This window comes from Sinorhizobium sp. B11 (assembly GCA_039725955.1).
Taxonomy (GTDB): domain Bacteria; phylum Pseudomonadota; class Alphaproteobacteria; order Rhizobiales; family Rhizobiaceae; genus Rhizobium.
Map to the genome: position 1 here is coordinate 4417810 of CP091034.1, position 24375 is coordinate 4442184.

20 protein-coding genes, 1 pseudogene and 1 riboswitch are annotated in these 24375 nt (G+C 59.8%); of the genes and pseudogenes, 4 read left to right on the forward strand and 17 right to left on the reverse strand.

The features are described 5' to 3' along the window. The first annotated feature begins 117 nt into the window (after nucleotides 1-117). Nucleotides 118-687, forward strand: a complete 570-nt coding sequence (gene efp, locus LVY75_31820; GenBank protein ID XAZ23335.1) for an elongation factor P — start codon at nucleotides 118-120, stop codon at nucleotides 685-687. Between the two features lie 111 nt (nucleotides 688-798). Here efp and LVY75_31825 read toward each other — a convergent pair whose 3' ends face one another. The 6 genes from LVY75_31825 to metA form a co-directional block, all read right to left on the reverse strand. Beyond that, nucleotides 799-1527, reverse strand: coding sequence for an SIS domain-containing protein (locus LVY75_31825; GenBank protein ID XAZ23336.1), 729 nt, complete (start codon nucleotides 1525-1527; stop codon nucleotides 799-801). 13 nt (nucleotides 1528-1540) lie between these two features. Next, nucleotides 1541-2692 carry an N-acetylglucosamine-6-phosphate deacetylase gene (nagA, locus tag LVY75_31830; protein XAZ23337.1) on the reverse strand — a complete coding sequence of 384 codons (1152 nt, stop codon included), beginning with the start codon at nucleotides 2690-2692 and terminating at the stop codon, nucleotides 1541-1543. Then, complete coding sequence (locus LVY75_31835; GenBank protein XAZ23338.1) at nucleotides 2692-3723, reverse strand: SIS domain-containing protein; 1032 nt, start codon at nucleotides 3721-3723, stop codon at nucleotides 2692-2694. The genes nagA and LVY75_31835 overlap by 1 nt, the downstream gene beginning before the upstream one ends. After that, nucleotides 3720-4493 carry a GntR family transcriptional regulator gene (locus tag LVY75_31840; GenBank protein ID XAZ23339.1) on the reverse strand — a complete coding sequence of 258 codons (774 nt, stop codon included), beginning with the start codon at nucleotides 4491-4493 and terminating at the stop codon, nucleotides 3720-3722. The genes LVY75_31835 and LVY75_31840 overlap by 4 nt, the downstream gene beginning before the upstream one ends. Nucleotides 4494-4607: 114 nt before the next feature. Then, entirely contained in the window at nucleotides 4608-5630 is a 1023-nt protein-coding gene (locus LVY75_31845) for a galactose mutarotase (GenBank protein ID XAZ23340.1), read from the reverse strand. Between the two features lie 140 nt (nucleotides 5631-5770). After that, complete coding sequence (metA, locus tag LVY75_31850) at nucleotides 5771-6694, reverse strand: homoserine O-succinyltransferase (protein XAZ23341.1); 924 nt, start codon at nucleotides 6692-6694, stop codon at nucleotides 5771-5773. 47 nt (nucleotides 6695-6741) lie between these two features. Next, nucleotides 6742-6819, reverse strand: a riboswitch (SAM riboswitch). Between the two features lie 147 nt (nucleotides 6820-6966). Here metA and LVY75_31855 point away from each other — a divergent pair. Continuing rightward, nucleotides 6967-8808 (forward strand): ABC transporter ATP-binding protein/permease, encoded by a 1842-nt coding sequence (locus LVY75_31855; GenBank protein XAZ23342.1) that lies wholly within the window; start codon nucleotides 6967-6969, stop codon nucleotides 8806-8808. 52 nt (nucleotides 8809-8860) lie between these two features. On the opposite strand, the gene LVY75_31860 is transcribed toward LVY75_31855, so the two are convergent. From LVY75_31860 to LVY75_31885, 6 genes are all read right to left on the reverse strand, one after another. Then, nucleotides 8861-9490 carry a hypothetical protein gene (locus tag LVY75_31860; protein XAZ23343.1) on the reverse strand — a complete coding sequence of 210 codons (630 nt, stop codon included), beginning with the start codon at nucleotides 9488-9490 and terminating at the stop codon, nucleotides 8861-8863. Nucleotides 9491-9637: 147 nt separating this feature from the next. Then, nucleotides 9638-10036, reverse strand: coding sequence for a VOC family protein (locus LVY75_31865; protein XAZ23344.1), 399 nt, complete (start codon nucleotides 10034-10036; stop codon nucleotides 9638-9640). 102 nt (nucleotides 10037-10138) lie between these two features. Then, nucleotides 10139-11962 carry an ABC-F family ATP-binding cassette domain-containing protein gene (locus tag LVY75_31870; protein XAZ23345.1) on the reverse strand — a complete coding sequence of 608 codons (1824 nt, stop codon included), beginning with the start codon at nucleotides 11960-11962 and terminating at the stop codon, nucleotides 10139-10141. Between the two features lie 3 nt (nucleotides 11963-11965). Further along, entirely contained in the window at nucleotides 11966-12616 is a 651-nt protein-coding gene (locus LVY75_31875) for a thiamine diphosphokinase (GenBank protein XAZ23346.1), read from the reverse strand. A gap of 66 nt (nucleotides 12617-12682) precedes the next feature. Beyond that, entirely contained in the window at nucleotides 12683-13348 is a 666-nt protein-coding gene (locus LVY75_31880) for an OmpW family protein (protein XAZ23347.1), read from the reverse strand. A gap of 93 nt (nucleotides 13349-13441) precedes the next feature. Continuing rightward, the gene (locus LVY75_31885) at nucleotides 13442-13969 is read right to left on the reverse strand and encodes a MarR family winged helix-turn-helix transcriptional regulator (GenBank protein ID XAZ23348.1); all 528 of its coding nucleotides are present in this window, start codon (nucleotides 13967-13969) and stop codon (nucleotides 13442-13444) included. 115 nt (nucleotides 13970-14084) lie between these two features. Here LVY75_31885 and LVY75_31890 point away from each other — a divergent pair, with 115 nt between their 5' ends. Both LVY75_31890 and LVY75_31895 read left to right on the forward strand, forming a co-directional pair. Then, the gene (locus LVY75_31890) at nucleotides 14085-15626 is read left to right on the forward strand and encodes an MFS transporter (GenBank protein ID XAZ23349.1); all 1542 of its coding nucleotides are present in this window, start codon (nucleotides 14085-14087) and stop codon (nucleotides 15624-15626) included. 382 nt (nucleotides 15627-16008) lie between these two features. Beyond that, nucleotides 16009-17553: a M48 family metalloprotease gene (locus tag LVY75_31895; protein XAZ23350.1), complete on the forward strand. Its 1545-nt coding sequence runs from the start codon at nucleotides 16009-16011 to the stop codon at nucleotides 17551-17553. A gap of 53 nt (nucleotides 17554-17606) precedes the next feature. Here LVY75_31895 and LVY75_31900 read toward each other — a convergent pair whose 3' ends face one another. The 5 genes and pseudogenes from LVY75_31900 to LVY75_31920 form a co-directional block, all read right to left on the reverse strand. Beyond that, complete coding sequence (locus LVY75_31900; GenBank protein ID XAZ23351.1) at nucleotides 17607-18470, reverse strand: RNA polymerase factor sigma-32; 864 nt, start codon at nucleotides 18468-18470, stop codon at nucleotides 17607-17609. A gap of 379 nt (nucleotides 18471-18849) precedes the next feature. Further along, nucleotides 18850-19422, reverse strand: coding sequence for a CarD family transcriptional regulator (locus tag LVY75_31905; protein XAZ23352.1), 573 nt, complete (start codon nucleotides 19420-19422; stop codon nucleotides 18850-18852). A 397-nt stretch (nucleotides 19423-19819) separates the two neighbouring features. Then, nucleotides 19820-20158 (reverse strand): ferredoxin family protein, encoded by a 339-nt coding sequence (locus tag LVY75_31910; GenBank protein XAZ23353.1) that lies wholly within the window; start codon nucleotides 20156-20158, stop codon nucleotides 19820-19822. Nucleotides 20159-20354: 196 nt separating this feature from the next. After that, nucleotides 20355-20759 carry an RNA-binding S4 domain-containing protein gene (locus tag LVY75_31915; protein ID XAZ23354.1) on the reverse strand — a complete coding sequence of 135 codons (405 nt, stop codon included), beginning with the start codon at nucleotides 20757-20759 and terminating at the stop codon, nucleotides 20355-20357. 2 nt (nucleotides 20760-20761) lie between these two features. After that, nucleotides 20762-23894 (reverse strand): annotated as a pseudogene (locus tag LVY75_31920) (helicase). Nucleotides 23895-24375: the final 481 nt, after the last annotated feature.

Consider the following 24375-nt stretch of genomic DNA (forward strand, 5'->3'; position numbering starts at 1 on the left):
GGGTGGCTATTTCCGCGATTTTAGGTTAGTGCCGCCCCGAAGAAAAAACATTTTGCGTCTTCAGGACTATTCTGACTGTCCTCTACGACGCCGAAAGCCGACTTACAAGGAAGTCTTATGGTCAAGGTCATCGCCTCTTCGGTCCGCAAGGGCAACGTTCTCGATGTCGACGGCAAGCTCTACGTCGTTCTCACGGCTCAGAATTTCCACCCGGGCAAGGGCACGCCGGTCACCCAGGTCGACATGCGTCGCATCGTCGACGGCGTGAAGGTTTCCGAACGCTGGCGTACGACCGAACAGGTCGAGCGCGCCTTCGTGGAAGACGTCAATTTCCAGTACCTCTACGAAGATGGCGAAGGCTTCCACTTCATGAACCCGGCCACCTACGACCAGGTCGTCGTCAGCGCCGAAACCATGGGCGACCAGAAGGCTTACCTCCAGGAGGGCATGACCTGCATCCTGTCGATCCACGAAGGCAATCCGCTGGCGCTGGAACTGCCGCGTCACGTCACGCTTGAGATCGTCGAGACCGAACCGGTCGTCAAGGGCCAGACGGCGTCTTCTTCCTACAAGCCGGCCATGCTGTCGAACGGCATCCGCACCTCGGTTCCGCCGCATATCGATGCCGGCACCCGCGTCGTCATCGCGACGGAAGACAATTCCTACGTCGAGCGTGCCAAGGACTGATTGCATCAGTGTTCAGAGTTTAAAACGGCCTGAAGCAACCGCTTCGGGCCGTTTTCATTTTTGCCCGATGGCCAGACAGCAAATAGGCCAGCAGCATGCCGGCCTATTTACTCAGAGATGAGGATTACGCGGCCGGTACTTCTTCACCAGCTTCTGATTGATCTCAGCCGCACCCGGCATATTGGCGCTGAGATAGACGGGCGCGTCACCGGATTTCGAAAGCTGCGAAGCAACATCTGCGAAGATGGCGTTGATGACCGTCACCCCGACCGCCGTAGACACCGGACCGACACGAAGACCCGTGCCTTCGAGATCGAGGACAGCGTCACCCGGCGGCAGCCCGTTATCCAGAACCACGTCGGCCACATCGGCAAGCCGCCGGCGGCCATTGGCAATCGCTGTCGAATAGGCGATCGAGGTAATGGCTATCACCTTTGCGCCGATCTCGCGCGCGTAGTCGGCCGCCTCGATCGGCGCGGCATTCACGCCCGAATTGGAGGCGATGATGATGACATCGCCCGGCTGCATGCCGTAACGCTCCAGCATCGGCCGCACCAGGCCCTGCGTGCGCTCATAGACCGAGCTGATGACCGCCCCCTCATGCAGCATGGCCGAGCCGACGAGAATGGGCACCGTGAAGGCGAGCCCACCAGCCCGATAATGCACCTCTTCCGCCAGCATATGCGAATGGCCGGTGCCGAAGACATAGACGCGCTTGTCGCCACGGGCCGCCTCGAGGATTACAGCGGCAGCCTGCGCCATCGGGGCGGCAAGCACCCGCTTCAGCTCCTCAAGCCGGCCGATGAGATTGGTGAAATAGGCGTCCGTAATGTCAGTCATCGGCCACTCTCCTTCACGCCATTTCGCCGTTGAGCCAGGTTGCCGTCACTTCTATCGCATCGGTGAAATGCACGAGATCAGCGCGCGCGCCCGGCGAAAGCTGACCACGATCGGCAAGCTTCAGGAAGCGCGCCGGATACAGCGTCGCCATCCTCAGTGCCTCGGCAAGCGTCAGCTCCAAATAGGTGACGCCGTAACGGATCGTCGAAGCCATATCGACATCCGAACCCGCCAGCGTGCCGTCCGACAGCACGAGTTTGGAGCAGAAACCGCCCCTTTCGCGCCGCACGGTACGGCCGTTCAGTGTGAACGTATCCATCTCGGAGCCGACCAGCGACATGGCATCGGTCACAAAGAAAAGCTTGCCTTCGCCGCGCTTGGCACGCAGTGCCGTTCGCAACGCCTTCGGATCGACGTGATGTCCATCGGCAATGATGCCGCACCAGACGGACGGATGATCGATTGCAGCACCAACAAGACCCGGCGCGCGGTGCGCCAGCTGGCTCATGGCGTTGAAAAGATGCGTGACACCACGTGCGCCCGCATCGAAACGCGCCTCGGCTGCCTCGCTCGTGCTGTCGGAATGGCCGATGCTGACGATGACCCCGGCTTCGCTGAGTTCGCGCACCTGAGAAACCGTCACCTGCTCCGCCGCCATGGTGACGAGCAGTGTGCCGATTTCCTCGCGCGCGGCGATGAACGATTTGACATCCCTGTCTTCGACCGGACGCATCAGCTCGGCGAGATGCGCACCCTTGCGCGCCGGCGCCAGATGCGGACCTTCGAGATGCAGGCCGGCAACGCCCCGGTTCGTCTTCACCGCAATCTTTGCCGCCGCGATCGCGGCAGCCGTCGCTTCTGCCGTATCGGTAATAAGCGTCGGCAGCAGCGCCGTCGTTCCATACGGCCGATGTCCGTCGGCAATCATGTACATCGAGTTCGGCGACGGCTCGTCGTTCAGCATGCGGCCGCCACCGCCATTGACTTGCGCATCGATGAAACCGGCAGACAATATGCCGCCTGCCAACGTCACGACATCGCCCTCGGGCAGATCATTCAGGCCGACGATCGCCTCGACGCGTCCGTCCTTGACGATCAGCGCCCGCTCGTCATGGAAGCGTTCGCCATCGAAGATACGAGCGCCGGTGAAGATCTTGTGGGGCATCAGACGGTCTCCGTCACCTTGAGCAGGTTTGCCGGCTTGTCAGGGTCGAACCCCTTGCGACGTGTGACGGACTCGATCAGACGGTAATAGACGAGCAGCGAAACCAGGGGATCAACGAGACCGTTGCCGGTCGTCGGAACCTGCAGATTAGCGCCGGCAAGAGGCCTCGTCGAGAAGGGCACGGTGGTAGCGCCGAGCTTCTGCAGCCGATCGAGGGCCTTCACGTTGTTGTCGAAGGCCGCATCTTCAGGCACGAAGCCGACAATCGGGAAGCCCGGCTGCACCAGGCGCATCGGCCCGTGCATCAGTTCCGCAAGAGAGAAGGCTTCGGCATGAAGGCCGGCAGTCTCCTTGGCCTTCAGCGCAGCTTCGAGAGCAATGGCGAAAGCCGTGCCGCGGCCACCGGTATAGAGCGAGGCGGCGTTGAACAGAACTTCCTCGGCAGCAGCCGTATCGATGCCCGATGTCGCAGCGAGTGCGGCCGGCAGTTTTTCGAGCGCCGCCTGCAGATCGGCCTTGCTGCCGATCGCAGCCGTCACACCGGTGAGGGCTGCGACAGATGCAATGAAGGACTTGGTAGCTGCAACGCTCTTTTCGGCGCCGGCGTTGAGGCCGAGGACGATATCGGCCTGGTTCGCAAGGGGGCTGTCTGTGACGTTGACCACGGCAATCGTCGTTGCGCCGCCCTTCTTGGCCGCATCCTGCAGCGCCACGATGTCAGGGCTCGCGCCCGACTGTGAGACGGTGAAATGGATGCCGCCCTTCAGATGCAGGGGCGCGTTATAGACGGAGGCGATAGACGGGCCGATCGAGGCGACCGGCACGCCGCAAGTAATCTCGAACAGATATTTGAAGAAGGTCGCGGCATGGTCGGAAGAACCGCGCGCCGCCGTCGTCACGACGCTCGGGCGAGCGGAGGAGAACAGCCGGGCGATTTCGGCAAAAGCCGGCTTTTCCTTTTCGAGCAGGGTGGCGACCACCTCGGGCGACTCGCCCGCTTCCTGCAGCATCAGCGACTGGTTCTCACTCATAGGTCATCTCCAATTCTCAATTCGGCAACGAAATCATAGGCGTCACCACGATAGTGCGAGCGGGTGTATTCGACGACACGCTGGTCTTCCAGGCGTGAAACGCGTTCGATCAGAAGCGCCGGCGCACCGGCCTTCACGGCAAGAATAGCCGCCGATGAAGGATCGAGCGTGACGGCGGTCAGGCGCTGCATGGCGCGCACCGGCTTGTGGCCGCTCTGGGCAAGCGCATCATAGAGCGAGCCTTCGCCGCCGGCATCCTCGCCGAGAAATTTGACCGGCACGACGGCGCGTTCGATCGCGAGCGGCAGCCCGTCGGCCAGACGAAGGCGATCGAGCCGCAAAACCGGCTCATCCACACCGAGACCAAGCAGGAAGGATTCTTCCGGGGAGGGATTGTTGATGGTGCGCGACAGGATCTTCGCCGCCGGCGAGCGCCCGCGGGAGCGCATGTCCGCCGAGAAGGAGGAAAGCCGCCACAACGACTGCTCCATGCGCTCCACCCTGCTGGAAACGAAAGTGCCGCTGCCATGGCGCGATTCCAGCGCGCCCGATGTCATGAGGTCGCGATAGGCTGTCCGAACCGTCACCCGGCCAAGCTTCAGGGCTTCCGCCAGGTCGCGTTCGCCGGGCAGCGCTGTTCCGGGTTTCAGCAGACCTTCCTGGATGAGACCGGTGAGGGCCTGCGCCAGCCGCTTGTAAAGCGGTCCAGTTGCCGCCTCGTCTCGCAGCCCACGGCCATTCAGTTCCGCTATCAGACTGGTTCTATCCATGGACACACAATAGAACCTATTTAGAACCAATCGGCAAGCAGATTCATTCCGCCGAAAAGAAAAACCCTCGCGAGACACCGCGAGGGTTTCATTGATCTAGGCCGGACGCTGAGCTCAGCTCTTCGTGAAGATGTAGTCCGTTTCCTGCCGCAGCACCTCACCGGGACGCAGAACCGCGTTCGGAAAGGCCGCATGGTTGATGGCGTCAGGCCAGATCTGGGTCTCGAGGCAAAAGCCGGCGAAAGGACCATATTTCCGGCCGCCAAGACCAGGCACGGGCACACCGAGCTTGAAACCGGCATAGAACTGTACGCCCGGCTCGGTCGTGCGCACCTCCAGCGAGACGCCGGAGTGCAGGCTGCGGGCAAGCACGACCGAGCGCTTGGCCGTGCGCTCGCGCGAGAAGCAGAAATTATGGTCATAGAGCGCCTGCTCCTGACCGTCGAAACGCTTCATCGGCGCCATCACCCGGAAATCGAACGCGGTGCCCTCGACGGAGCGGATCTCGCCGGTCGGTATCTGCTTCTCGTTGGTCGGCAGGTAGTGGTCGGCGGCGATCATGATGTCATGCGCCAGTGCATCCTCCCGGCCGTCGAGATTGAAATAGGAGTGTTGGCAGACATTGGCGATCGTCGGCTGATCCGTCACCGTCTCGTAGTTGACAGAAAGCTCGCCGTTGCCATGCACGCGATAGGTCGCCTGGATCGTGCAGTTGCCGGGATAACCGGCGCGGCCATCGGGATCGACGATCTTCAGTACGACACGGTCGGTCTCGTGCTCGACGATCGTCCAGACGAGCGTACCGATATTGTTGCTGCCGCCGTGAAGATGCGTAACGCCCTTCTCGTTCAGTTCGAGCTGGTAGTTCTTGCCGTCGAGCGAAAACTTTCCGTCGCCGATGCGGTTTGCAAAGCGTCCCGGCGTCGCGCCGAAGAAGGGCGAATGAGCAAGATAGCCTTCGAAATCCTCGAAGCCGAGCACGAGCGATGCGTCATGACCCTCCAGCCGCGCATCCTGGATGACCGCGCCCCAGCTCAATACCTTGACCGTCAGTCCGCCGCCGCGGATGACGACACGATGGACGGTCTCTCCGTCCTTCGTCTGTCCGAAAACTTCCCGTTCCAATTTGTCCGCCATGATCGACGCTCACTCCATCCCTAGGATTCAGGAACCGGAACCTGCCCCCATTCGCCGCAAACCGCAACCGGGCAGGGCCGGAAAACAAAACGCCGCCGCAGAAATGCGACGGCGTCATTTCTAAACCTGACTGGTGACGCTCAGATGTCCGAGCCGATCTCTTCGATATCGTAGGATGTCGTCTGGTAGATCTCGTTGATCCAGTTGCCGAAAAGCAGATGCGCATGGCTGCGCCAGCGGTTCTGCGGCGCGATCGCCGGGTCGTTATGCGGGAAATAGTTGTGCGGCATTTTGATCGGCACGCCGGCATTCACGTCGCGGAAATATTCGTCCGAAAGAGACGTGGAATCGTATTCGACGTGATTGAAGATATAAAGCCGCCGGCCCTTCGGCTCGTGCACGAGACAGACGCCCATCTCACTCGATTCCATCAGGATCTCGAGGCCGTCGATCTTCTCGATGTCGGTCCGGCGCACCTCGGTCCACCGCGACACCGGAACCTCGAAATTGTCGGAGAAACCGTTGAGATAAACCGAGGACGGCTTGAGATTGCGGTGGCGGTAAACGCCGAAGGCCTTTTCCTTCAGCTCATACTTCGGCACGCCGTGGAAATGATAGATCCCCGCCATCGCGCCCCAGCAGACATTCATGGTCGAATGGACATTTGTCTGCGTCCAGTCGAAAATCTGCTGCATTTCCTTCCAATAGGTAACGTCCTCGTAAGGCAGCGTCTCGATTGGCGCGCCCGTGATGATGAAGCCGTCAAACTTGCGGTGCTTCACTTCCTCCCAGGTCTGGTAGAAGGCGAGCAGATGTTCTTCAGACGTGTTCTTGGCCTTGTGGTTGCCGACGCGGATCAGCGAGAATTCCACCTGCAGCGGCGAAGCGCCGACGAGGCGCGCCATCTGCACTTCGGTCTTGATCTTGTTCGGCATGAGGTTGAGCAGCCCGATCTGCAGCGGGCGGATATCCTGACGGATCGCCACCGTTTCGGTCATCACCCTCACGCCCTCGTTGACGAGGGTTTCGAAGGCTGGCAGCGTATCGGGGATCTTGATGGGCATTGCGGTCAACTCGATCAAAATAAAAAACCGGCGGCGAAAGAATCGCTACCGGTCCGCACGCGGCCCTTTAGCGACTTATTTAACGTGGCTGCAAGCCGGCCGGCCAAATCACCACGAGACATCATAATTAACGCCAGTGCGCCCGCGAATCAACTGTCAATAAGAACAACTGTCCAATCCATCACGCTTTCTTTATGGGTGGTGGAATCTGTTGATGGACCAGTAACGCCCCCATGGTATTAATGGTGTGATGGGCGATTTTGGAAAAAATAATGAAAACTGACGTCAAAGGGGGGAAGGGCATCCAGAATCAGGACCGGGTGGGATACGATCTCAGCCTGACATATCGGCTTGGAGTGATGTTCTCCGCATTCTGGAATTCGCAGGTCCGCGGCAAGGTCGTCGCGCTTGCGATCCTGCTGGTGGTCATCATCCTGGCGACCGCCTATGGACAGGTGATCCTCAACGAATGGAACGCCCCTTTCTACGATTCCCTTGAGCGTCGTGATCTTGGCGAATTTTTCCGCCAGCTCGAAGTCTTCGCGATGATCGCCGGTGCGCTGCTGCTGCTCAACGTGCTGCAGGCATGGCTGAACCAGATGACGGCGCTTTACATGCGCGAAGGTCTTTCGCGCGATCTCGTCGATCAGTGGCTGGAGCGCAAGCGTGCCCTCAAACTCTCCACCATCGGCATCCTCGGCGTTAATCCCGACCAGCGCCTGCACGAAGATTCTCGCAATCTCGCTGAAAGCACGACCAACCTCGCCCTTGGCCTCCTGCAGTCGACCATTCTGCTCGTCAGCTTCATCGGCGTGTTGTGGGAGCTTTCGAGCGGCTTCATCTTCCGGATCAGCGGCTACAACTTCACCATCCCCGGCTATATGGTCTGGGCGGCAATCTTTTATGCTGCATCGGCCTCGGTATTGAGCCAGGTCGTCGGCCGCAAGCTCGTCAAGCTCAATGCCGACCGGTTTTCCAAGGAAGCCGAGTTGCGCTTTGCGCTGATGCATGCCAACGAAAATATGCCGGCGATCACAGTAGCGCGCGGCGAAGAGAACGAGCGCAAGCGGATCAACAACGATATCAGCAACGTTCTCGCGGTCATCAAGCGGCTCGCCATGGCCAATACCAACCTGACCTGGGTTTCGGCAGGCTATGGCTGGCTGGTCATCGTCATTCCGATCATCGTCGCCGCGCCCGCTTATTTTTCCGGCGGCCTGACCTTCGGGCAGCTGATGATGTCGGTCGGCGCGTTCAACCAGGTCAATACCGCGTTGCGCTGGTATGTAGCGAATTTCGGCCCGATCGCCGAATGGCGCGCGACATTGATGCGTGTCACCGACTTCCGCCAGGCGCTTCAGGAGATGGATGATGGCTTCGATTTGAAGGATTCCATCGTCTATGAGAAAACCGCACCTGATACGTTGACGCTGAAGGATATCGTCATCGTCGCCAAGCTTGGCGAGGAGATCGATGATTGCGGCGGCTTCCGCTTGCGTGAGACGGACGTGGTGATCAAGGCCGGGGAAAAGGTCATGATCAACGGCGATCACAGCGTGAACCGCCGCCTGCTCTTCCAGGCCATGGCAGGCCTTTGGCCCTGCGGCAAGGGCACGATCGGCCTGCCCCCGATTGACGACATTCTGTTCATCCCCCAGGTCGCCTATGTACCGGGCGGCACGCTGCGCGAGGCGATCGCTTTCCCGGGAAAACCCGAGGCCTTTGATAGGACGGCCATCGAAGCCGCACTTGAGGCTGCGGGCTTGCATTCGCTTGTAGCCCGCCTTGATAGCCGCGCACGCTGGGACAAGCTTCTCGATGCCGATGAGCAGAAGGCAATCGCTTTTGCCCGCCTGCTGCTCGTGAAGCCGCGCTGGGTCGTTTTCGACGAGGTGCTCGAAGGCATGGAGCCCGAATGGCAGCACACGATGACCAGGCTGCTCACCACCATGCCGGAGACCAGCATGATCTATATCGGCCGTTCGGAAACCTATATGGAGGCACTGCATCCGCGCACGCTGCACCTGCAGGCATTGCCTTCCAAACCGGAGGAGCAATCAGCGGCAACTGCGGCCGGATCGAGCGCCGCGGCAGCTCCTGCCCCGGCGCTCTAGCAAAATTCCTGCAAAATGTGCGGCGTTTGGTGTCCGGGTGCTCCGGACGAGCTCACATTGGCGGCGTCACACCATTCACGCCGACGGTGACCTGCGAAGCCGAGATGGCCCCGTCGGCTGCCTTTTCCGCCATGACGATGACACCGGCACCCGGCTTCAGATCAGCTTTCGTCGCCGGAGCAAAGGTGACGATCGGCGTGCCGTCGGCAATCGAGACGGTCTTTTCCTTGCCCTGATAAGTCAGCGTGATCGTATGTCCATCGACGGCCTTCACCGCGTTGCTGACGGTCGCATTCGTCATCGAGCTATTCGGCTGCAGATCCCACGGACGGTTGCCTTCTCCGGTGCCTTTCATCGACGCGGGGAAGATCAGTACTTCGATGGCACCATCGGGACCGGTGCCTTTCGGCAGCGAGGCAACTCCGACGAAATCGCCGACCTTGATGTCGTCGACCGATGCATTTTTGATACCGGCGACTTTCCAGCCCGATTTGAGCGCAACCGTCGCATCGCTGCCTTCGCGGGTCTTGACGACAAGCGTATCGCCGTTGAGGCTCTCGATCGTGCCCCGCACGCGCAAGCGCTGGCTTTCCTGCGCACTCGCCGCCTGCGAAAGGCCAAGCACGAGGAAGCTGCTGGCTGCAAGCGCCATGACTATTCTGGTATAGGATTTGCGAGACATGTGACTCTTCCTTATCGCCATTGATCGGCACAATCCCCGGCTGCCGGAAAGCAGTGTATGCCGCGTGTCGCGACACGTGCGAATCAAGGAAAAGTGAGGAAGCGGACCCCGGCAAACCGGTCGTTGCCGGAGTCCGCAGAGACCGCCTCAGCCGGCCGCGGACATATCCATATACATGATTTCCCAGACATGGCCGTCGGGGTCTTGGAAGCTGCATCCATACATTGGCCCCATATCGAGGATCGGCTTCCAGGGCTTGCCGCCGGCCGCCAATGCCTTTTTCAAGTAGTCATCCACTTCGCCGCGACTGCCGGCCGAAAGGCAGGTTAGGACTTCCTTACCCTTCGACGTATCGGCGATATCGCCTTCGATGAACTGCTGGAAGTGGGCGTGGGTCAGCAGCATCACATAGATATTTTCCTCGACGATCATGCAGGCGGCATCGTCAGTGGTAAAATTCGGATTGTAGGAAAAGCCGAGCGCCGAGAAGAATTCCTTCGACTTGACGAGATCCTTGACCGGCAGGTTCACGAAAATCATGCGCATGAAAAATCTCCCTTTGGTGTAACGGCGCCATGCCGTTGATCACGTTCGGCTCAAGGACGGACGAAAACCACCCGATCCGACAAACGGAAGAATTTTTTCGGATCAGCCTTCCAGTTCCTCGCGCAACATTTCGAGTTCCAGCCATTCCTCTTCCATCTTGACCAGACTTTCGCGCAGCTTCTCCATCTCGCCAGCCAGCCGATTGAAGGCCGCCGGATCCTTGGTGAAGAGGTTCGGATCAGCCATCCTCTCTTCCCGCTTGCCAATCTCCGCTTCTGCCTTGGCCATTTCCTTCGGCAGGTTTTCGAGCGCGAATTTCTGCTTATAGGAGAGCTTGCCCTTTGAAGCCGAAGGAGCGGCAGCCGCAGCCTCCTGCGCTTTCGGCTTTTCCGCGGCTTTCTCGGCCCGCCTACGCTCCTCGGCCGCACCCTTGCGCTGTGCCAGCATGTCGGAATAACCGCCGGCATACTCGATCCAGCGCCCATCCGGTGTTTCCGGATTGGCAGGCGCAATCGTCGAGGTCACCGTGCGGTCGAGGAAATCGCGATCGTGGCTGACGAGGATGACGGTGCCGACAAAGCCCGTGACGATCTCCTGCAGCAGATCCAGCGTCTCTATGTCGAGGTCGTTGGTCGGTTCGTCGAGAATGAGCAGGTTTGCCGGTCGTGACAGGATGCGCGCCAGCATCAGGCGGGCGCGCTCGCCGCCGGAGAGGTTCTTGATCGGCGTACGCGCCTGCTCCGGCTGGAACAGGAATTCCTTCATATAGCCGGTCACATGCCGCTGCTCGCCATTGACCAGCAGATTCTCGCCGCGCCCGTCCGTCAGGTAATTGGCAAGCGTATCGTCAGGATTCAAATCCTCGCGCTTCTGGTCGAGGGTGGCGATTTCGAGATTGGTGCCGAGTTTCACCGTGCCGCTGTCAGGCGAAAGCTGTCCCGTCAGCATCTTCAGGAGCGTCGTCTTGCCGGCGCCGTTCGGCCCGACGAGACCGATGCAATCGCCACGATGCACGCGGATCGAAAATGGCGTGACGATCGGCCTGTCATCGTAGCTCTTGGTGATCTTGTCCGCTTCGATGACCAGCTTGCCTGATTCCTGCGCGTCGGAAGCACTCGCCTGGACCGTTCCCTGCGGCCCTTTGTGACCGCGATATTGCGCCCGCATCGTCTGCAATTCGCCGAGGCGGCGCATATTGCGCTTGCGCCGCGCGGTTACGCCGTAGCGCAGCCAGTGCTCCTCACGTTCGATCGCCTTGCCGAGCTTGTGCTGTTCCAGCTCTTCCGCCTCCAGCACCTGATCGCGCCAGGCTTCGAAAAACGCAAAGCCCTTGTCGAGCCGCCGCGATGTACCGCGATCCAGCCAGACTGTCGCCGTCGAGACTTTTTCGAGGAAGCGACGGTCATGCGAAATCAGGACCAGCGCACTGCGCGTCTTCTGCAGCTCGCCTTCCAGCCATTCGATGGTCGGCAGGTCGAGGTGGTTGGTCGGCTCGTCAAGCAGCAGGATATCGGGCTCCGGCGCCAGCACGCGAGCGAGGGCCGCGCGGCGCGCCTCGCCGCCGGAAAGGTTATTCGGGTTCTCTTCCCCGGTCAGTCCGAGATGCGATAGCAGGTAAGTAACGCGATAGGGATCGTCGCCCGGTCCGAGCCCAGCCTCGGCATAGGCCTGCACGGTCTGGAAACCGGCAAAATCCGGCGCCTGCTCCAGGTAGCGCACCGTCGACGCCGGATGGCGGAAAACGTCGCCCGACTGTGCGTCGACGAGGCCGGCAGCGATCTTCAGAAGCGTCGATTTGCCCGAGCCGTTGCGGCCGACAAGGCAGATCTTGTCGCCGGCTTCCACCTGCAGGGCGGCGCCTGCCAAGAGCGGTGTGCCGCCGAAGCTCAGGAAGATGTCGTCAAGTTTCAGAATGGGGGGCGCCAAGTATCAGACTCCGGAAAGATCATAAGGCCGCGCGAGCACGATGGCCCTGCCGCTGGCGAGCGAAAAGCGCACAGGGCCCTCCGCCACGTTGGAAATGGTGCGCGACGAGCCGAAGGGCAAATGGAAGTCCGCGAGCGGATAGCGGGCATTCTCGATGAATAGCCCCTTCAATTCGCTGAACCCTGGCACGGAAAACAGGCTGCCTTGGGGAAGATCGATCTCGAACGAGCCGGGAAGCAAAGGCACTGCCTCCTCGCTGCCCGACGTGAGCAGGACGTCAAAGCCTTCCTGGGCCAGTTCGACGCCATATAGCAAATGTTGAAGCGCATGGTCGGTGCGTTCGCCACCCAGGGCGCCGGCAAGGATCAGGCGTTTGGCGCCACGTTCGATCGCCTCGGAAACGGCGATTTCACCGTCAGTCGCGGCCTTTGCGGCCGGATAGGGCTGGCGCGGCACGTCAGGAAATGCACCGTCGAGATCCGGCGGTGTGGAATCGAAATCGCCAACCCACAATTCCGGCACCACCCCCAACGCCGCTGCGTGGCGCATGCCGCCGTCAGCCGCGATGAAGCGGCTGTCCCGCACGGCGTCACGCAGACGATCCGTCAGGCTGAGTGCCCCGCCGAGCAGGATGGTGAAGGTGGATTGGCTCATGGGCATTGCCCATAGCGCAAACGGGGGGTGAAGGGGAAGAGGCGGCGCGAATCCGGCGCCTTCAGTTTAGAAGCGGTAGGTTACACCGGCGCCAATCAGCCAGGGATCGAGTTTTGCCTTGCCGCTGACATCGGCGCCGCCGACTGTCGCATCGAAATCCGGGCGCAGGAATATCTTCTTCACGTCCAGGTTCGCCCCCCAGTGTTCATCGAACATGTAGTCGAAGCCCGCCTGCAGCGCCACGCCGAACGTGTTCTTCACGTCGAGCCTGTCGGCGCTTTTGCCGGACTGGTTGTAGAAGACCGTATAGTTCACACCGGCACCGAGATAGGGCTGGAAGGCACCGAAATCGGTAAAATGATATTGAAGCGTCAGCGTTGGCGGCAAAAGCCACGCCTTGCCGATTTCTCCGAGGCCGGCAATCGAGCCTTCGCCTTGCACATTGGCATAGGTCGTGCCGAGAATGAGCTCCGCCGAAATATTGTCGGTGAAGAAATAGGAGATATCCACTTCCGGAACCACTGTGTCCGAATAGGACAGACCGGATCCGGAAATGCCATCGACCGAACCATTGTCGCGCGTGATCACGCCGAGCGCACGCAGGCGTATCTGCCATGCGCTTTGTACAGAAGCCGATGGAGGCGCCAGATCGGCGGAAAGCGCCGCATGCCCGAAGGACACGAAAACGATGGCGGCGAAAATACCCCGCAGCCGAAGCGGATGATGTTTCATGTGAATCTCTCCTGATCTCGTCGAACGGAGAGAGACTTAGGCTTGCCTCGGACGGGTCAGCTTGAGCGAGATCAAACGCCCGGACTATTTTCTTCAGCCCGGCGTATCCTTGTCGCGGGAAAGGAAGATCGTCTCGTAGCCGCCGATGAATTTCTCGAACAGCCGCGAGAAACTGTCGATTTCTTCCTGTGGCCAGTCCCGCACGACTTCGGAAACGAAGGCGAGTTTCTGAGCCTGGATTTCTGCCAGCAAATTCTGCCCGACCGGCGTCATGACGACGACGATCCGGCGTGCATCCGCCTGTGAGGCCTCGCGGCGCAGGACGTTGCGGCCGACCATGTCCGACACGACCCGGCTCGCCCGCGATGGATCGATGCGCAGCGTCTCGGCAATGGCACCAACGGTTGCTTCGCCGTTTGCCTGAGCCCGCCTCACGGCATCGAGCACGTCGAGATGCGAGAGCTCCAGATCGGGCGCCACGCTCTGAATCGCCAGCCGGCCAATCAGCCGGCGGCCTGTCATCATACGCATGCGCGTCATGGTGCGGCCGATGCGCGGCACGCTATCCATGGAAGGATCATCAAGCTCGGTCGGTCTTGTCTTGGTCAAGGTTTCATTCATGACGGAACCATAACAGACGGGAATCAAAATTAAAATATGCCAATGTCAATAACGTGCCATTGACAAATACATGACATTAGCACATAAAAAGCCGACCTAATGAAAATGGCATCCCATGGATATGCAACTCACCCCCGCACCGCTCGTAACGGATCCCCGTCGACGGCTCATCCTCTTCTTCTTCCTGATGACCGCCATGTTTATGGCCACGCTGGATAATCAGATCGTGTCCACCGCACTGCCGACCATCGTCGGCGAATTCGGTCACCTGGATCGCTTCGGCTGGGTCGGTTCGGCCTATCTGCTTTCACTGAGTGCCGTTATGCCTCTTTATGGCAAGCTCGGTGATCTCTTCGGCCGCAAATATGTGATGATGACGGCAATCGCGATCTTCACGATCGGGTCGACGGTCTGCGGTCTCGCTGTATCCATGAACACGTTGATCGCTGCGCGTGTGCTGCAAGGTTTCGGCGGCGGCGGCATCATGGTTTCGATCTTCGCCGTCAATGCCGACCTCTTCGAGCCACGCGAACGCGCCCGTTATCAAAGCTATTCCAGCCTTGTACTGATGGCTTCAGGCGCGATCGGCCCGGTCCTCGGAGGCACGATGAGCGATCTCTTCGGTTGGCGCTCGATCTTCCTCGTCAACGTGCCGATCGGCTTCATCGTGCTTACCGGCCTCGCCTTCATGCTGCCCTACCGCAAGCCGCATCGCCGACCGAAGATCGACTATGCCGGCGCGCTCCTGCTGGCGCTGACGACAACCAGCATCGTACTTGCGACCGACAGCAGCGAGCTTTTCGGTGCGCTGATCTCGCCGCAGAGCATTGGTATCGTCACCTTCGGCGTGATCTGCGCCATCACCTGGGTTTTCGTCGAGCGCCGCGCGCCGGAGCCGATCGTGCCGCTGCCGCTTTTCCGCAATTCCACGTTCAGTCTGCTGTTGGTGATCTCGATAATGGGTGGTGGCATTGCCATCGGCATGGTCAATTACCTCGCCCTTTTCCTGCAGACGACGACGGGTCTATCACCCTCGGGCGCTGGTCTGCTCTTCATCCTGCTGACGGGCGGTCTCGTCGTCGGCTCTTTGAATGCCGGCCGCATCATTTCGAAGACCGGCCGCTACAAGCCTTTTGCGATCGCCAGCATGACCTGCAGCGCCATCGCCTTTGCGCTGATCTCTCAGGTTCATGCCGGTACGCCGATTGTCTTCATCGGCGCGATCATGCTGCTGCACGGCATTGGCATCGGTCTTGCCCAGCAGGTTCCAGTCATCGGCGTTCAGAACGCCGCACCGGCCCGCGATGTGGGTGCTGCGACCGGCTCGGTGACGCTGTCGCGCATGGGCGGCGCATCGATTGCCATCTCCATCTACGGTGCGATCATTGCATCGCAGCTCGGCAGACTCGGCTCCTCCATACCGGGTGTAGCCAATATCGAGGAACTGACGCCGAAAATGATGGCAGCGCTTCCCGACGCCAGCCGTCAGGCCGTGGCTGACGCCTATGCCTCCGCCTTCTCGCCGCTGTTCATGACCTCGTGCGGCATTGCTTTGATCGGTCTGGTCGCCGCCATCATGCTGAAGCCTGTACAGTTGCCCCGCGCCGGCGAACAGAAGGCCAGCCCGGCCAGCGCCACCGCCGAAGCTGCGGAATAAGCAGGAGGCGCACGACCACCCCTGGGTCTGCTCAACTCAGTCAAATCATAGCAACCATTAATTGCATTCTTCGCGCAGGCGTTATAGTTGCCCGTATCGGTCGCCGTACTGACCGATTTTTTCCGCAGTGCGGCCGGAATCTGCACTTGCGATGGAACTTTCGCCATAATTTCATCGGAGCCAGAAGTGCCTCGACAAGCGAGGCATTGCCGAAATGCAACGGCGCCACATTTAGATAGAGTCTCGCTATGCAACCCATGCGGAAATCGGCTACAGCAAAGACTTGGATGGGCCGATTGTGCAGTGCGAGAACCGAGGCGGAAGCCTATTGAATTTTCCTGGCAACGGCCGGCCCGAAGACGCGGCAGACCGGCGACTTAAGATGGTGCGGAGAGACAGACTGGACAGCATGACGACGTGGAAATCGCCCGCGCTTTCCAGTGATGCCATTTTTGCGGCGCTCCGTTGGGGGCGCCGTCTTCTGTTGCTGTCGGCCTGTGCAGTCGCACTGAACAGCTGCGAATCGCTGATCGAACAATCCTATCAGCCGACCGTCGGTCCTTCGTCCAATCCGCAAATCGTCGATGAAGTGCAGAAGAATGACCCGCGGGCCGCCATGGGCGCCCGCGAGCATCCGCGCATCGTTGCGAGCTATGGCGGCGAATACAAGGATGCCAAGACCGAACGTCTTGTTGCCCGCATCGCCGGCGCATTGACGGCGGTGTCGGAAAATCCGAGCCAGTCCTACCGTATCACCATCCTGAATTCACCCGCCATCAACGCCTTCGCGCTGCCAGGCGGTTATCTCTACGTCACCCGCGGCCTGCTGGCGCTCGCCAACGACGCCTCGGAAGTCGCGGCCGTGCTGTCGCACGAAATGGGCCACGTCACTGCAAACCACGGCATCGAACGGCAAAAGCGCGAAGAGGCGGAAGTCATCGCCAGCCGCGTCGTCGCCGAAGTGCTATCGAGTGATATAGCCGGCAAACAGGCGCTTGCCCGCGGCAAGCTGCGTCTCGCCGCATTCTCCCGTCAGCAGGAACTGCAGGCAGACGTTATCGGTGTACGCATGCTCGGCGAAGCCGGCTATGATCCCTATGCCGCAGCCCGATTCCTTGATTCCATGGCTGCCTATAGCCGCTTCATGTCGGTCGATCCCGAGGCCGACCAGAGCCTGGACTTCCTGTCGAGCCATCCGAACTCCGCCCAGCGCATCGAGCTTGCCCGCAGCCATGCCCGCGCCTTCGGCCAGGAGGGCTCGGTCGGCGACAAGGGCCGTGACTACTATCTCGATGGCATAGATGGCCTTCTCTATGGCGACAGCCCGGAAGAGGGATATGTGCGCGGCCAGACATTCCTGCACGGCGGCCTCGGCATCCGCTTTGACGTGCCGCCCGACTTCAGCATCGACAACAAGGTCGAGGCCGTAATGGCAACCGGCCCGAACGATATCGCCATCCGCTTTGACGGCGTGGCGGACAACCAGAACCAGAGCCTGACGAATTACATTTCCAGCGGCTGGGTTACCGGCCTCGATCCTTCGACCATCCAGCCGATCAACGTCAATGGCATGGAGGCTGCGACCGCGCGCGCCACTGCCGACCGCTGGGACTTCGACGTCACTGTCATCAGAAACAACAACCAGATCTTCCGCTTTCTGACAGCAGTGCCGAAGGGAAACCCTTCACTGGAGCCGACGGCAAACGTTCTGCGCACGAGCTTCCGTCGTATGACGCCGGATGAGGCAGCTTCGCTGAAACCCCTGCGCGTGCGGGTGGTCACGGTCCGCCCCGGCGACAATATTACAACGCTCGCCTCCCGCATGATGGGCACCGATCGCAAGCTCGATCTCTTCAAGCTGATCAACGCCCTGCCGACGGGCGCTGCCGTTTCCCCTGGCGACCGCGTGAAGATCATCTCCGAATAAAAAAGGCCCGGCTTATGCCGGGCCAGTCTGTGCTGCTGGGGAGTAATTCCTGGTCAGGCATAGGCTGCCATGTGCGGATCGGCGCTGACGAGTGCCGTACGAAGCTTTTCCATCGCCCGGCTTTCGATCTGGCGCACGCGCTCCTTGGAAATGCCAAGGTCAGCGCCGAGTTCTTCGAGTGTCGCCCCGTCTTCGGCCAGCCGGCGCGCGCTGATGATCTTCATTTCACGCTCGTTGAGATGCTTGAGGGCAGATGCAAGCCAGATCCGGCGACGTTCGCCATCGATCATGTTGGAGACCTGCTCATCCGGCAGCGGTTCGTCGCTGACGAGGAAATCCATCTTCTCGGCACTGTCGGCATCGCCCGAAACAGAAGGCGCCTGCAGCGAGGCGTCGTTTCCGGAAAGGCGCGCATCCATGGTCTGCACGTCGGCGAGGCTGACACCGAGGGCAGCGGCAATTTCCTGATGAATGGATTGCAGCGTCAGCTGCGTGTCGCCTTTGGCAAGCTTGGCGCGCAGACGGCGCAGATTGAAGAACAACGCCTTCTGAGCCGAACTCGTGCCACCGCGCACGATCGACCAGTTGCGCAGGATATAGTCCTGGATCGAGGCGCGGATCCACCAGCTTGCATAGGTGGAAAAGCGAACATCGCGTGCCGGTTCGAAACGAGCTGCTGCCTCCAGAAGCCCGACATAACCTTCCTGTACGAGGTCGCTCATCGGCAGGCCGAAATTGCGGAACTTGCCTGCCATGGAAATGACGAGGCGCATATGCGCCATGGCAATCTGGTTGCGGGCGCCCCGGTCTTCGTGATCCTTCCAGCGGATCGCCAGATTGTGCTCTTCTTCACGGGCAAGATAGGGAGCCGCCATTGCTATTTTGATCATGCGCCGATCTGCAGACATGTTCTTCATAATCGCTCTCCTAAATGGGCCACGTGCCTAAAAATGAACAAGCAAACACCGTTTCCGGAACATCACTGAACCAGAGCAAAACAGGGTCTTGAATGCATAAAGGCCTCCTCCTGGACTTTTCAGGAGGAGGCCCTATCTCTCTTCATGTGCCGGCAAGACGGCAGGGTTGGATCTGTTTCTTGAGGTTGCCGCAAAGGCAAATTCTGGAAATCATGATCCGCTCCTCATCGAACGCTGACAGCTCCAGCGGCTTCAGACCGAGCTTCATGAGCTCTGGTGAGTCCGCATTACTGTGTATGAACGTCGCAACGGCAAAAAAGTTCCAATAAAAAACCCGGCTCCAAGGCCGGGTTTTTTTGTCAGCAAAAACAAAGCTCTATCAAGCGGCTTCGTCCTGCGAGTCGTCTTCCTCGATTACCTTGCCACGCTTCGGACCCTTGTTGAGGTTGGTCTCGACGAGGCGAACAGCTTCGGTTTCAGACATCTTGTTGACGGCAGCGATTTCGCGAGCCATGCGGTCGAGAGCTGCTTCATAAAGCTGGCGCTCGGAATAGGACTGCTCCGGCTGGTTCTCAGCACGGTAGAGGTCACGAACGACTTCTGCGATGGAAATCAGGTCGCCGGAATTGATCTTGGCATCATATTCCTGGGCGCGGCGGGACCACATGGTGCGCTTGACGCGAGCCTTGCCCTGCACGACCTTGAGAGCGCGCTCGACGAAATCGGTCTCGGAAAGCTTGCGCATGCCGATGCTCATGGCTTTCGCGACCGGAACCTTCAGACGCATCTTGTCCTTTTCGAAATCGATGACGAAAAGTTCAAGCTTCATGCCGGCGACTTCTTGCTCTTCGATAGCCGTGATGGTACCGACGCCGTGTGCGGGGTACACGATCGATTCACCAGTCTTGAAGCCGTGACGTGCGGTAGAAGGTTTTTTCTGCTGGGTGGTCATTCTAATCAAAAACTCCCTGTTACGCTTCCGGCGGCGGCCGGAGCCGGGTCAGTCAGGCCCGGATGAGACGGTTAAATCCGTCGGGTGACTTCACTCTGGTTCCACCAGACAGAAGCAAAAGGTCTCCTTGCGCGCGATCTTGGGATCCGACAGCTCAAGTTATTGATATGTCACGGAAACCGCGTGCGGATTTGTTTTACTTTCGTGATGGTTTTGGGCATGCGTCATGCCACAAATGGAACAGTGTGGTGAACGTATCACAAAAATATGAGGAAATCAATAATTTGCTTAACGTGAGTCATGTCGGCAACACATAGCCTCCATGTGACTCACGCGTAATCTGAAACGTTTAACCTGCCGCTGAACCCGGTTTCAACAGCATTGCACGCCGCGATTTTCAGTCGCCGCTGCCAGGCTTTTCCGAGAAGTATTTCTCGAATTTTCCAGCCTCGCCGTCCAGTTCCTTGGCCTCGGCCATCGGCTCTTTCTTGACGGTGATGTTCGGCCAGATGCTCGCATATTCGGCGTTGATCTTCAGCCATTTGTCGAGACCCGGCTCGGTATCGGGCTTGATCGCCTCAGCGGGACATTCCGGCTCGCAAACGCCACAGTCGATACACTCGTCGGGATGAATGACGAGGAAATTCTCGCCCTCGTAGAAACAGTCGACGGGGCAGACTTCAACACAATCGGTGTATTTGCAGCGGATGCAATTGTCGGTCACGACATAGGTCATGAAGAACTCCAGGATTTTCCATGCGGGCGGGGCCGGGCAACCTGGAACGTCGCGCCTGTCCCCTAAGCCGGAGATAAAGCGTGTACAGGCTTGGGAGGCAAGCACGCTACCCGGCAGGTTGTGTGTGACGTATCGACTTTACGGCAGGATTTCAAGGACAAACGATCTTCGAAAAGCCCACGGCAGGAAGAGTTTTCTAATCCTCATCCGACATAAGCCTGTCAATTGCGCGCCGTTCCTTTTTCGTCGGTCTTCCGGAGCCGGTGGCACGAATGGCCTGCTCATAGGGGGTGAGGCGTTTTGCCTCATCCGGAGGCGGCGACAGATCCTCATAGAGCAGCTTCGCCTCCTCATAGGGTCCGCGCCGGTCGCCCGGCAGGCGAACGACGAGAATGATGTCCCTTCGCTCCAGCGTCAGCTCCACCCGATCGCCTACCTTGACCGTCTGGCTCGGCTGCCCACAGCGCGTACCGTTGATGCTGACGTGCCCGGACTGGATGTGGCTCTGCGCCAGCGAGCGCGATTTCACCATTCGCGCGAAGAACAGCCATTTGTCGATGCGCTGGCGCGAACCGCTTCCTGGCTGTGTCTCTGCGCCCATGATTACTTCTTCATCTGCTCCTTGAGAGCTGCAAGCTTGGCGAAGGGTGAATCCGGATCGATCGGCTTCTCCTTGCGCGGCGGCTTGGCTTCGAAGCGCAGCGGCTGCGAATTGCCGCGATTGTTGTTACGGTCGTTGCGATCACCGCGATCCTTGCGGTCACCACGGTCCTGGCGATCGCCGCGCTGCTCGTTGCGGTCATTACGCGCGTTCTGAGGCCTGCCCCCATCACGATTGCCGCCGTCCCGGTTGCCGTCGCGATTGCCGCCATCCCGGTTGCGGTTTTGATTGCGATTGCCGTCCCGGCCCTCGCCGCCTTCACCACCTTGACGGCGATTGTTGCGCTCACCGCGGTCCTGACCCTGGCCTTGGCCCTGGCTCTGTCCGCCACGGCGATCGCCATGGCCGCGTGCCTGCCGCGGGTTCTCGTTGCGGCCACCAAGGCGCCACAGGAGAACCGGCTTCGGTTCTGCAGCCTCGGTCTCGCCGGCTTCTGCCGAACCTTCGGCGACAGAAGGCGTTTCCGCAGCCACAGATGCAGCTTCGACGACCGGCGTTTCTTCCGAAGCACCGTCTGCGTCGTCATGGTCGGCCTTTTCAGCCGTTTCTTCTGCCGCGAGTTCCGCCGTCGCCGCCGGGGCAGACGATGCATCCTGTGTTGCAAGGAATGCGGCCGCTTCCTCAGCCTTCACGGCATCGGCGCGGTAGCCGAGACCCTTGAGGATCTCTTCCATGTCTTCGAGCGTCGCGCCGAGAATAGACAGCATCGCCGTCGTCGTCGTGAAGCGGCGACCGTCATATGCGCCTTCCGGGCGCGTGCCCTGACCCGGCTTCCATTGCAGGAGCGGACGGATGAGGTCGGCCAGACGCTCGAGAATATCGATGCGCACGGCGCGCTTGCCGAGGAACCGGAAGCCCGCCAGTTTGTAGAACATGCGCTCGAAGCTCGGATCCGTGACCACTGAGGTGCGGCCGGCAGCGAGCACCGGAATGAGGTCGCCATAACCTGCCTTGTCGAGGCCATCGTTCTTCAGCGCCCAAAGCAGGGTGATGAGCTCTGCCGGTGCCGGCTTCAGAAGCGCCGGCACGAAGATATGATAAGCGCCGAAGCGGATTCCATAGCGACGCATGGAGGCGCGCGCATCCTGATCCAGAGACTTCACTTCTTCCGTCACGTCGCGGCGGAAGAGCACGCCGAGATTCTCGACGAGCTGGAAGGCAAGCCCCTTGGCAAGGCCCTGCAGGTCTTCGGCACGCGACAGATCGTCGAGCGGCTTCAGGACCGTGCTGATATGATGATTGACGAAACGTTCGATACGGGCGGCGACATGGTCGCGCGCGTTGCCCGTAAGCTGGTCGTCGGCAAGCAGGATGACGCGCGGACGCATCACATGGTCGCTGCCCGAAAGACGGCCAACGGGATCGCCGAGCCAACGCACGAGTCCATCCGAGCCGATCGCCAGATCGGCATTGCCCGCGGCATGCAGGCGCGCGGCGCGAGCTTCGAATTCGAGCCCAAGCGCCTTTTGCGACGCAGCCTGAACCGCCTTGGCGTCCGGCCCGTCCGTTCCACCGACAGGCGTAAAGCGGAACCCGGTCAACTGCCCCACATGATGTCCTTCAACAAAGACATCGCCATTCACACTGATTTCAGCTTCCAGCATCGCATTCTCTCTCAGGCGCTTCATGAGCACAGATGTCCTGCGATCAACAAAGCGTTTCGTCAACCTTTCATGTAACGCATCGGACAATCGATCTTCGATTTCCCGCGTCTTTTCCTGCCAGTGTGTCGGATCGGCAAGCCAGCCGGGCCGATTCGATACATAGGTCCAGGTTCTTATCTGCGCGATTCGCGCCGAAAGCGTGTCAATTTCTCCATCTGTCCGATCCGAACGGTGAACTTGTTCGGCGAGAAACTGTTCATTCACCGTGCCATAGCGCACCAGATCGGAAAAGAGGGTAGAAATAAGATCGGCATGTTGCGCAGGCGTTATGCGCCGATAGTCCGGCAAAGCGCAAGCCTCCCAGAGCTTTTCGACCCGCGCAGGCGTATTGGCGAGGTCGACGATTTCCGGATAACGCGACAAATGTTCAAGCGCCTGTTGGTCGACAGCGGGCAACGCCCGCGTCAGGCCCGGCACGCGGGGACCGGTCTCAAGACTTGCCCGCAGGGATTGTATCGTCGAGAAATCGAGATCCTTGGTCCGCCATTGCAGAACCTTGACGTTGTCAAACTCGTGGCCCTCGATGCGCTGCACGAGCTCCTCGTCGAAGGGTGAAACCTGGCCGGTAACACCAAAGGTTCCATCGCGCACATGGCGACCGGCGCGGCCGGCGATCTGGCCGAGTTCTCCTGGATTGAGATTACGGAACTGATAGCCGTCAAACTTCCGATCCTGCGCGAAGGCCACATGATCGACATCGAGATTGAGGCCCATGCCGATCGCATCGGTCGCAACGAGATATTCGACGTCGCCCGCCTGATAAAGCGCTACCTGGGCATTGCGGGTACGCGGGCTGAGCGCTCCGAGCACGACGGCCGCACCGCCGCGCTGGCGCCGGATCAGCTCCGCGATCGCATAAACTTCATCAGCCGAGAAGGCGACGATCGCCGAACGCTGCGGCAACCGAGTAATCTTCTTCTGCCCGGCATAGAGAAGATGAGAAAGCCGCGGCCGCTCCGTGACCATAATTCCCGGCAGGAGCTGCTGCAGGATCGGCCGCATGGTGCCGGCGCCCAATAGAAGCGTCTCCTCGCGGCCGCGCAGATGCAGGATCCGGTCCGTAAAGATGTGACCGCGCTCGAGATCGCCCGCAAGCTGCACTTCGTCGATGGCGACGAAGGCAGCCTTGGTTTCCCGCGGCATCGCCTCGACTGTACAAACGGAAAAAACGCGCGTTCGGCGGCGAGATCTTTTCTTCGCCGGTCACCAGCGCCACGTTCTGGGCGCCGACCTTTTCGACCACGCGCGTATAGACCTCACGCGCCAGCAATCGGAGCGGCAGGCCGATCACACCAGTGCCATGCGCCACCATGCGTTCGATTGCATAATGGGTCTTGCCGGTATTGGTCGGTCCGAGCACCGCGGTCACACCGCGCCCGCTCAGTATCATCGGCTGCGAAGTCAGGGTCATGGTCCATGCAAGTGAGGCGATAGCGCCCAGGGTCAAGTCGGAGCTTCGGATGAGGCAGAGAACACATGGACAGCCAAAGCTCCAAACGCAAGGGCGGATTTGAAATAGACTTTGGATTGAGCACAGAAGTCACAGCCCGCTAAGTCCTTGATTTAAGATTCGGAACAGCTTGAGAACGAATCGGAGACGAATCGCTGACTCCGGCTGATTCAGCTTTTGTTCACGGCTAAGTATTGATTTTGAATCGCTTTTTTACACTAGATACTGAATCTGCAGCATTACCTGAGAACTGGTGGCGGCAGCTGCCGTTAACGCTTGTTGCCGAATCGTAAAAGCGCAAAGGTCAAGCCTGAAATTAACGCTTCGACCAAAGCCGGAACGAACCGGAGACGAATCGCTAAAGTCGAGGCTTTCCCTTTTCGTTCACGGCGAGATCTTGTGCGCATTTTCGCACCGATCCCAAGATACGGATTCCGGATTT

What these genes read in the sequence shown, in the direction of transcription:
- LVY75_31845 (XAZ23340.1), bottom strand. Translation starts at nt 5,630, where the DNA reads ATGGCGGACAAATTGGAACGGGAAGTTTTCGGACAGACGAAGGACGGA.
- LVY75_31880 (XAZ23347.1), bottom strand. Translation starts at nt 13,348, where the DNA reads ATGAAACATCATCCGCTTCGGCTGCGGGGTATTTTCGCCGCCATCGTT.
- LVY75_31885 (XAZ23348.1), bottom strand. Translation starts at nt 13,969, where the DNA reads ATGAATGAAACCTTGACCAAGACAAGACCGACCGAGCTTGATGATCCT.
- LVY75_31825 (XAZ23336.1), bottom strand. Translation starts at nt 1,527, where the DNA reads ATGACTGACATTACGGACGCCTATTTCACCAATCTCATCGGCCGGCTT.
- LVY75_31915 (XAZ23354.1), bottom strand. Translation starts at nt 20,759, where the DNA reads ATGGGCGCAGAGACACAGCCAGGAAGCGGTTCGCGCCAGCGCATCGAC.
- LVY75_31840 (XAZ23339.1), bottom strand. Translation starts at nt 4,493, where the DNA reads ATGGATAGAACCAGTCTGATAGCGGAACTGAATGGCCGTGGGCTGCGA.
- LVY75_31855 (XAZ23342.1), top strand. Translation starts at nt 6,967, where the DNA reads ATGAAAACTGACGTCAAAGGGGGGAAGGGCATCCAGAATCAGGACCGG.
- LVY75_31875 (XAZ23346.1), bottom strand. Translation starts at nt 12,616, where the DNA reads ATGAGCCAATCCACCTTCACCATCCTGCTCGGCGGGGCACTCAGCCTG.
- efp (XAZ23335.1), top strand. Translation starts at nt 118, where the DNA reads ATGGTCAAGGTCATCGCCTCTTCGGTCCGCAAGGGCAACGTTCTCGAT.
- LVY75_31895 (XAZ23350.1), top strand. Translation starts at nt 16,009, where the DNA reads ATGGTGCGGAGAGACAGACTGGACAGCATGACGACGTGGAAATCGCCC.
- LVY75_31910 (XAZ23353.1), bottom strand. Translation starts at nt 20,158, where the DNA reads ATGACCTATGTCGTGACCGACAATTGCATCCGCTGCAAATACACCGAT.
- LVY75_31890 (XAZ23349.1), top strand. Translation starts at nt 14,085, where the DNA reads ATGGATATGCAACTCACCCCCGCACCGCTCGTAACGGATCCCCGTCGA.
- LVY75_31900 (XAZ23351.1), bottom strand. Translation starts at nt 18,470, where the DNA reads ATGAAGAACATGTCTGCAGATCGGCGCATGATCAAAATAGCAATGGCG.
- LVY75_31905 (XAZ23352.1), bottom strand. Translation starts at nt 19,422, where the DNA reads ATGACCACCCAGCAGAAAAAACCTTCTACCGCACGTCACGGCTTCAAG.
- LVY75_31865 (XAZ23344.1), bottom strand. Translation starts at nt 10,036, where the DNA reads ATGCGCATGATTTTCGTGAACCTGCCGGTCAAGGATCTCGTCAAGTCG.
- LVY75_31835 (XAZ23338.1), bottom strand. Translation starts at nt 3,723, where the DNA reads ATGAGTGAGAACCAGTCGCTGATGCTGCAGGAAGCGGGCGAGTCGCCC.
- metA (XAZ23341.1), bottom strand. Translation starts at nt 6,694, where the DNA reads ATGCCCATCAAGATCCCCGATACGCTGCCAGCCTTCGAAACCCTCGTC.
- nagA (XAZ23337.1), bottom strand. Translation starts at nt 2,692, where the DNA reads ATGCCCCACAAGATCTTCACCGGCGCTCGTATCTTCGATGGCGAACGC.
- LVY75_31860 (XAZ23343.1), bottom strand. Translation starts at nt 9,490, where the DNA reads ATGTCTCGCAAATCCTATACCAGAATAGTCATGGCGCTTGCAGCCAGC.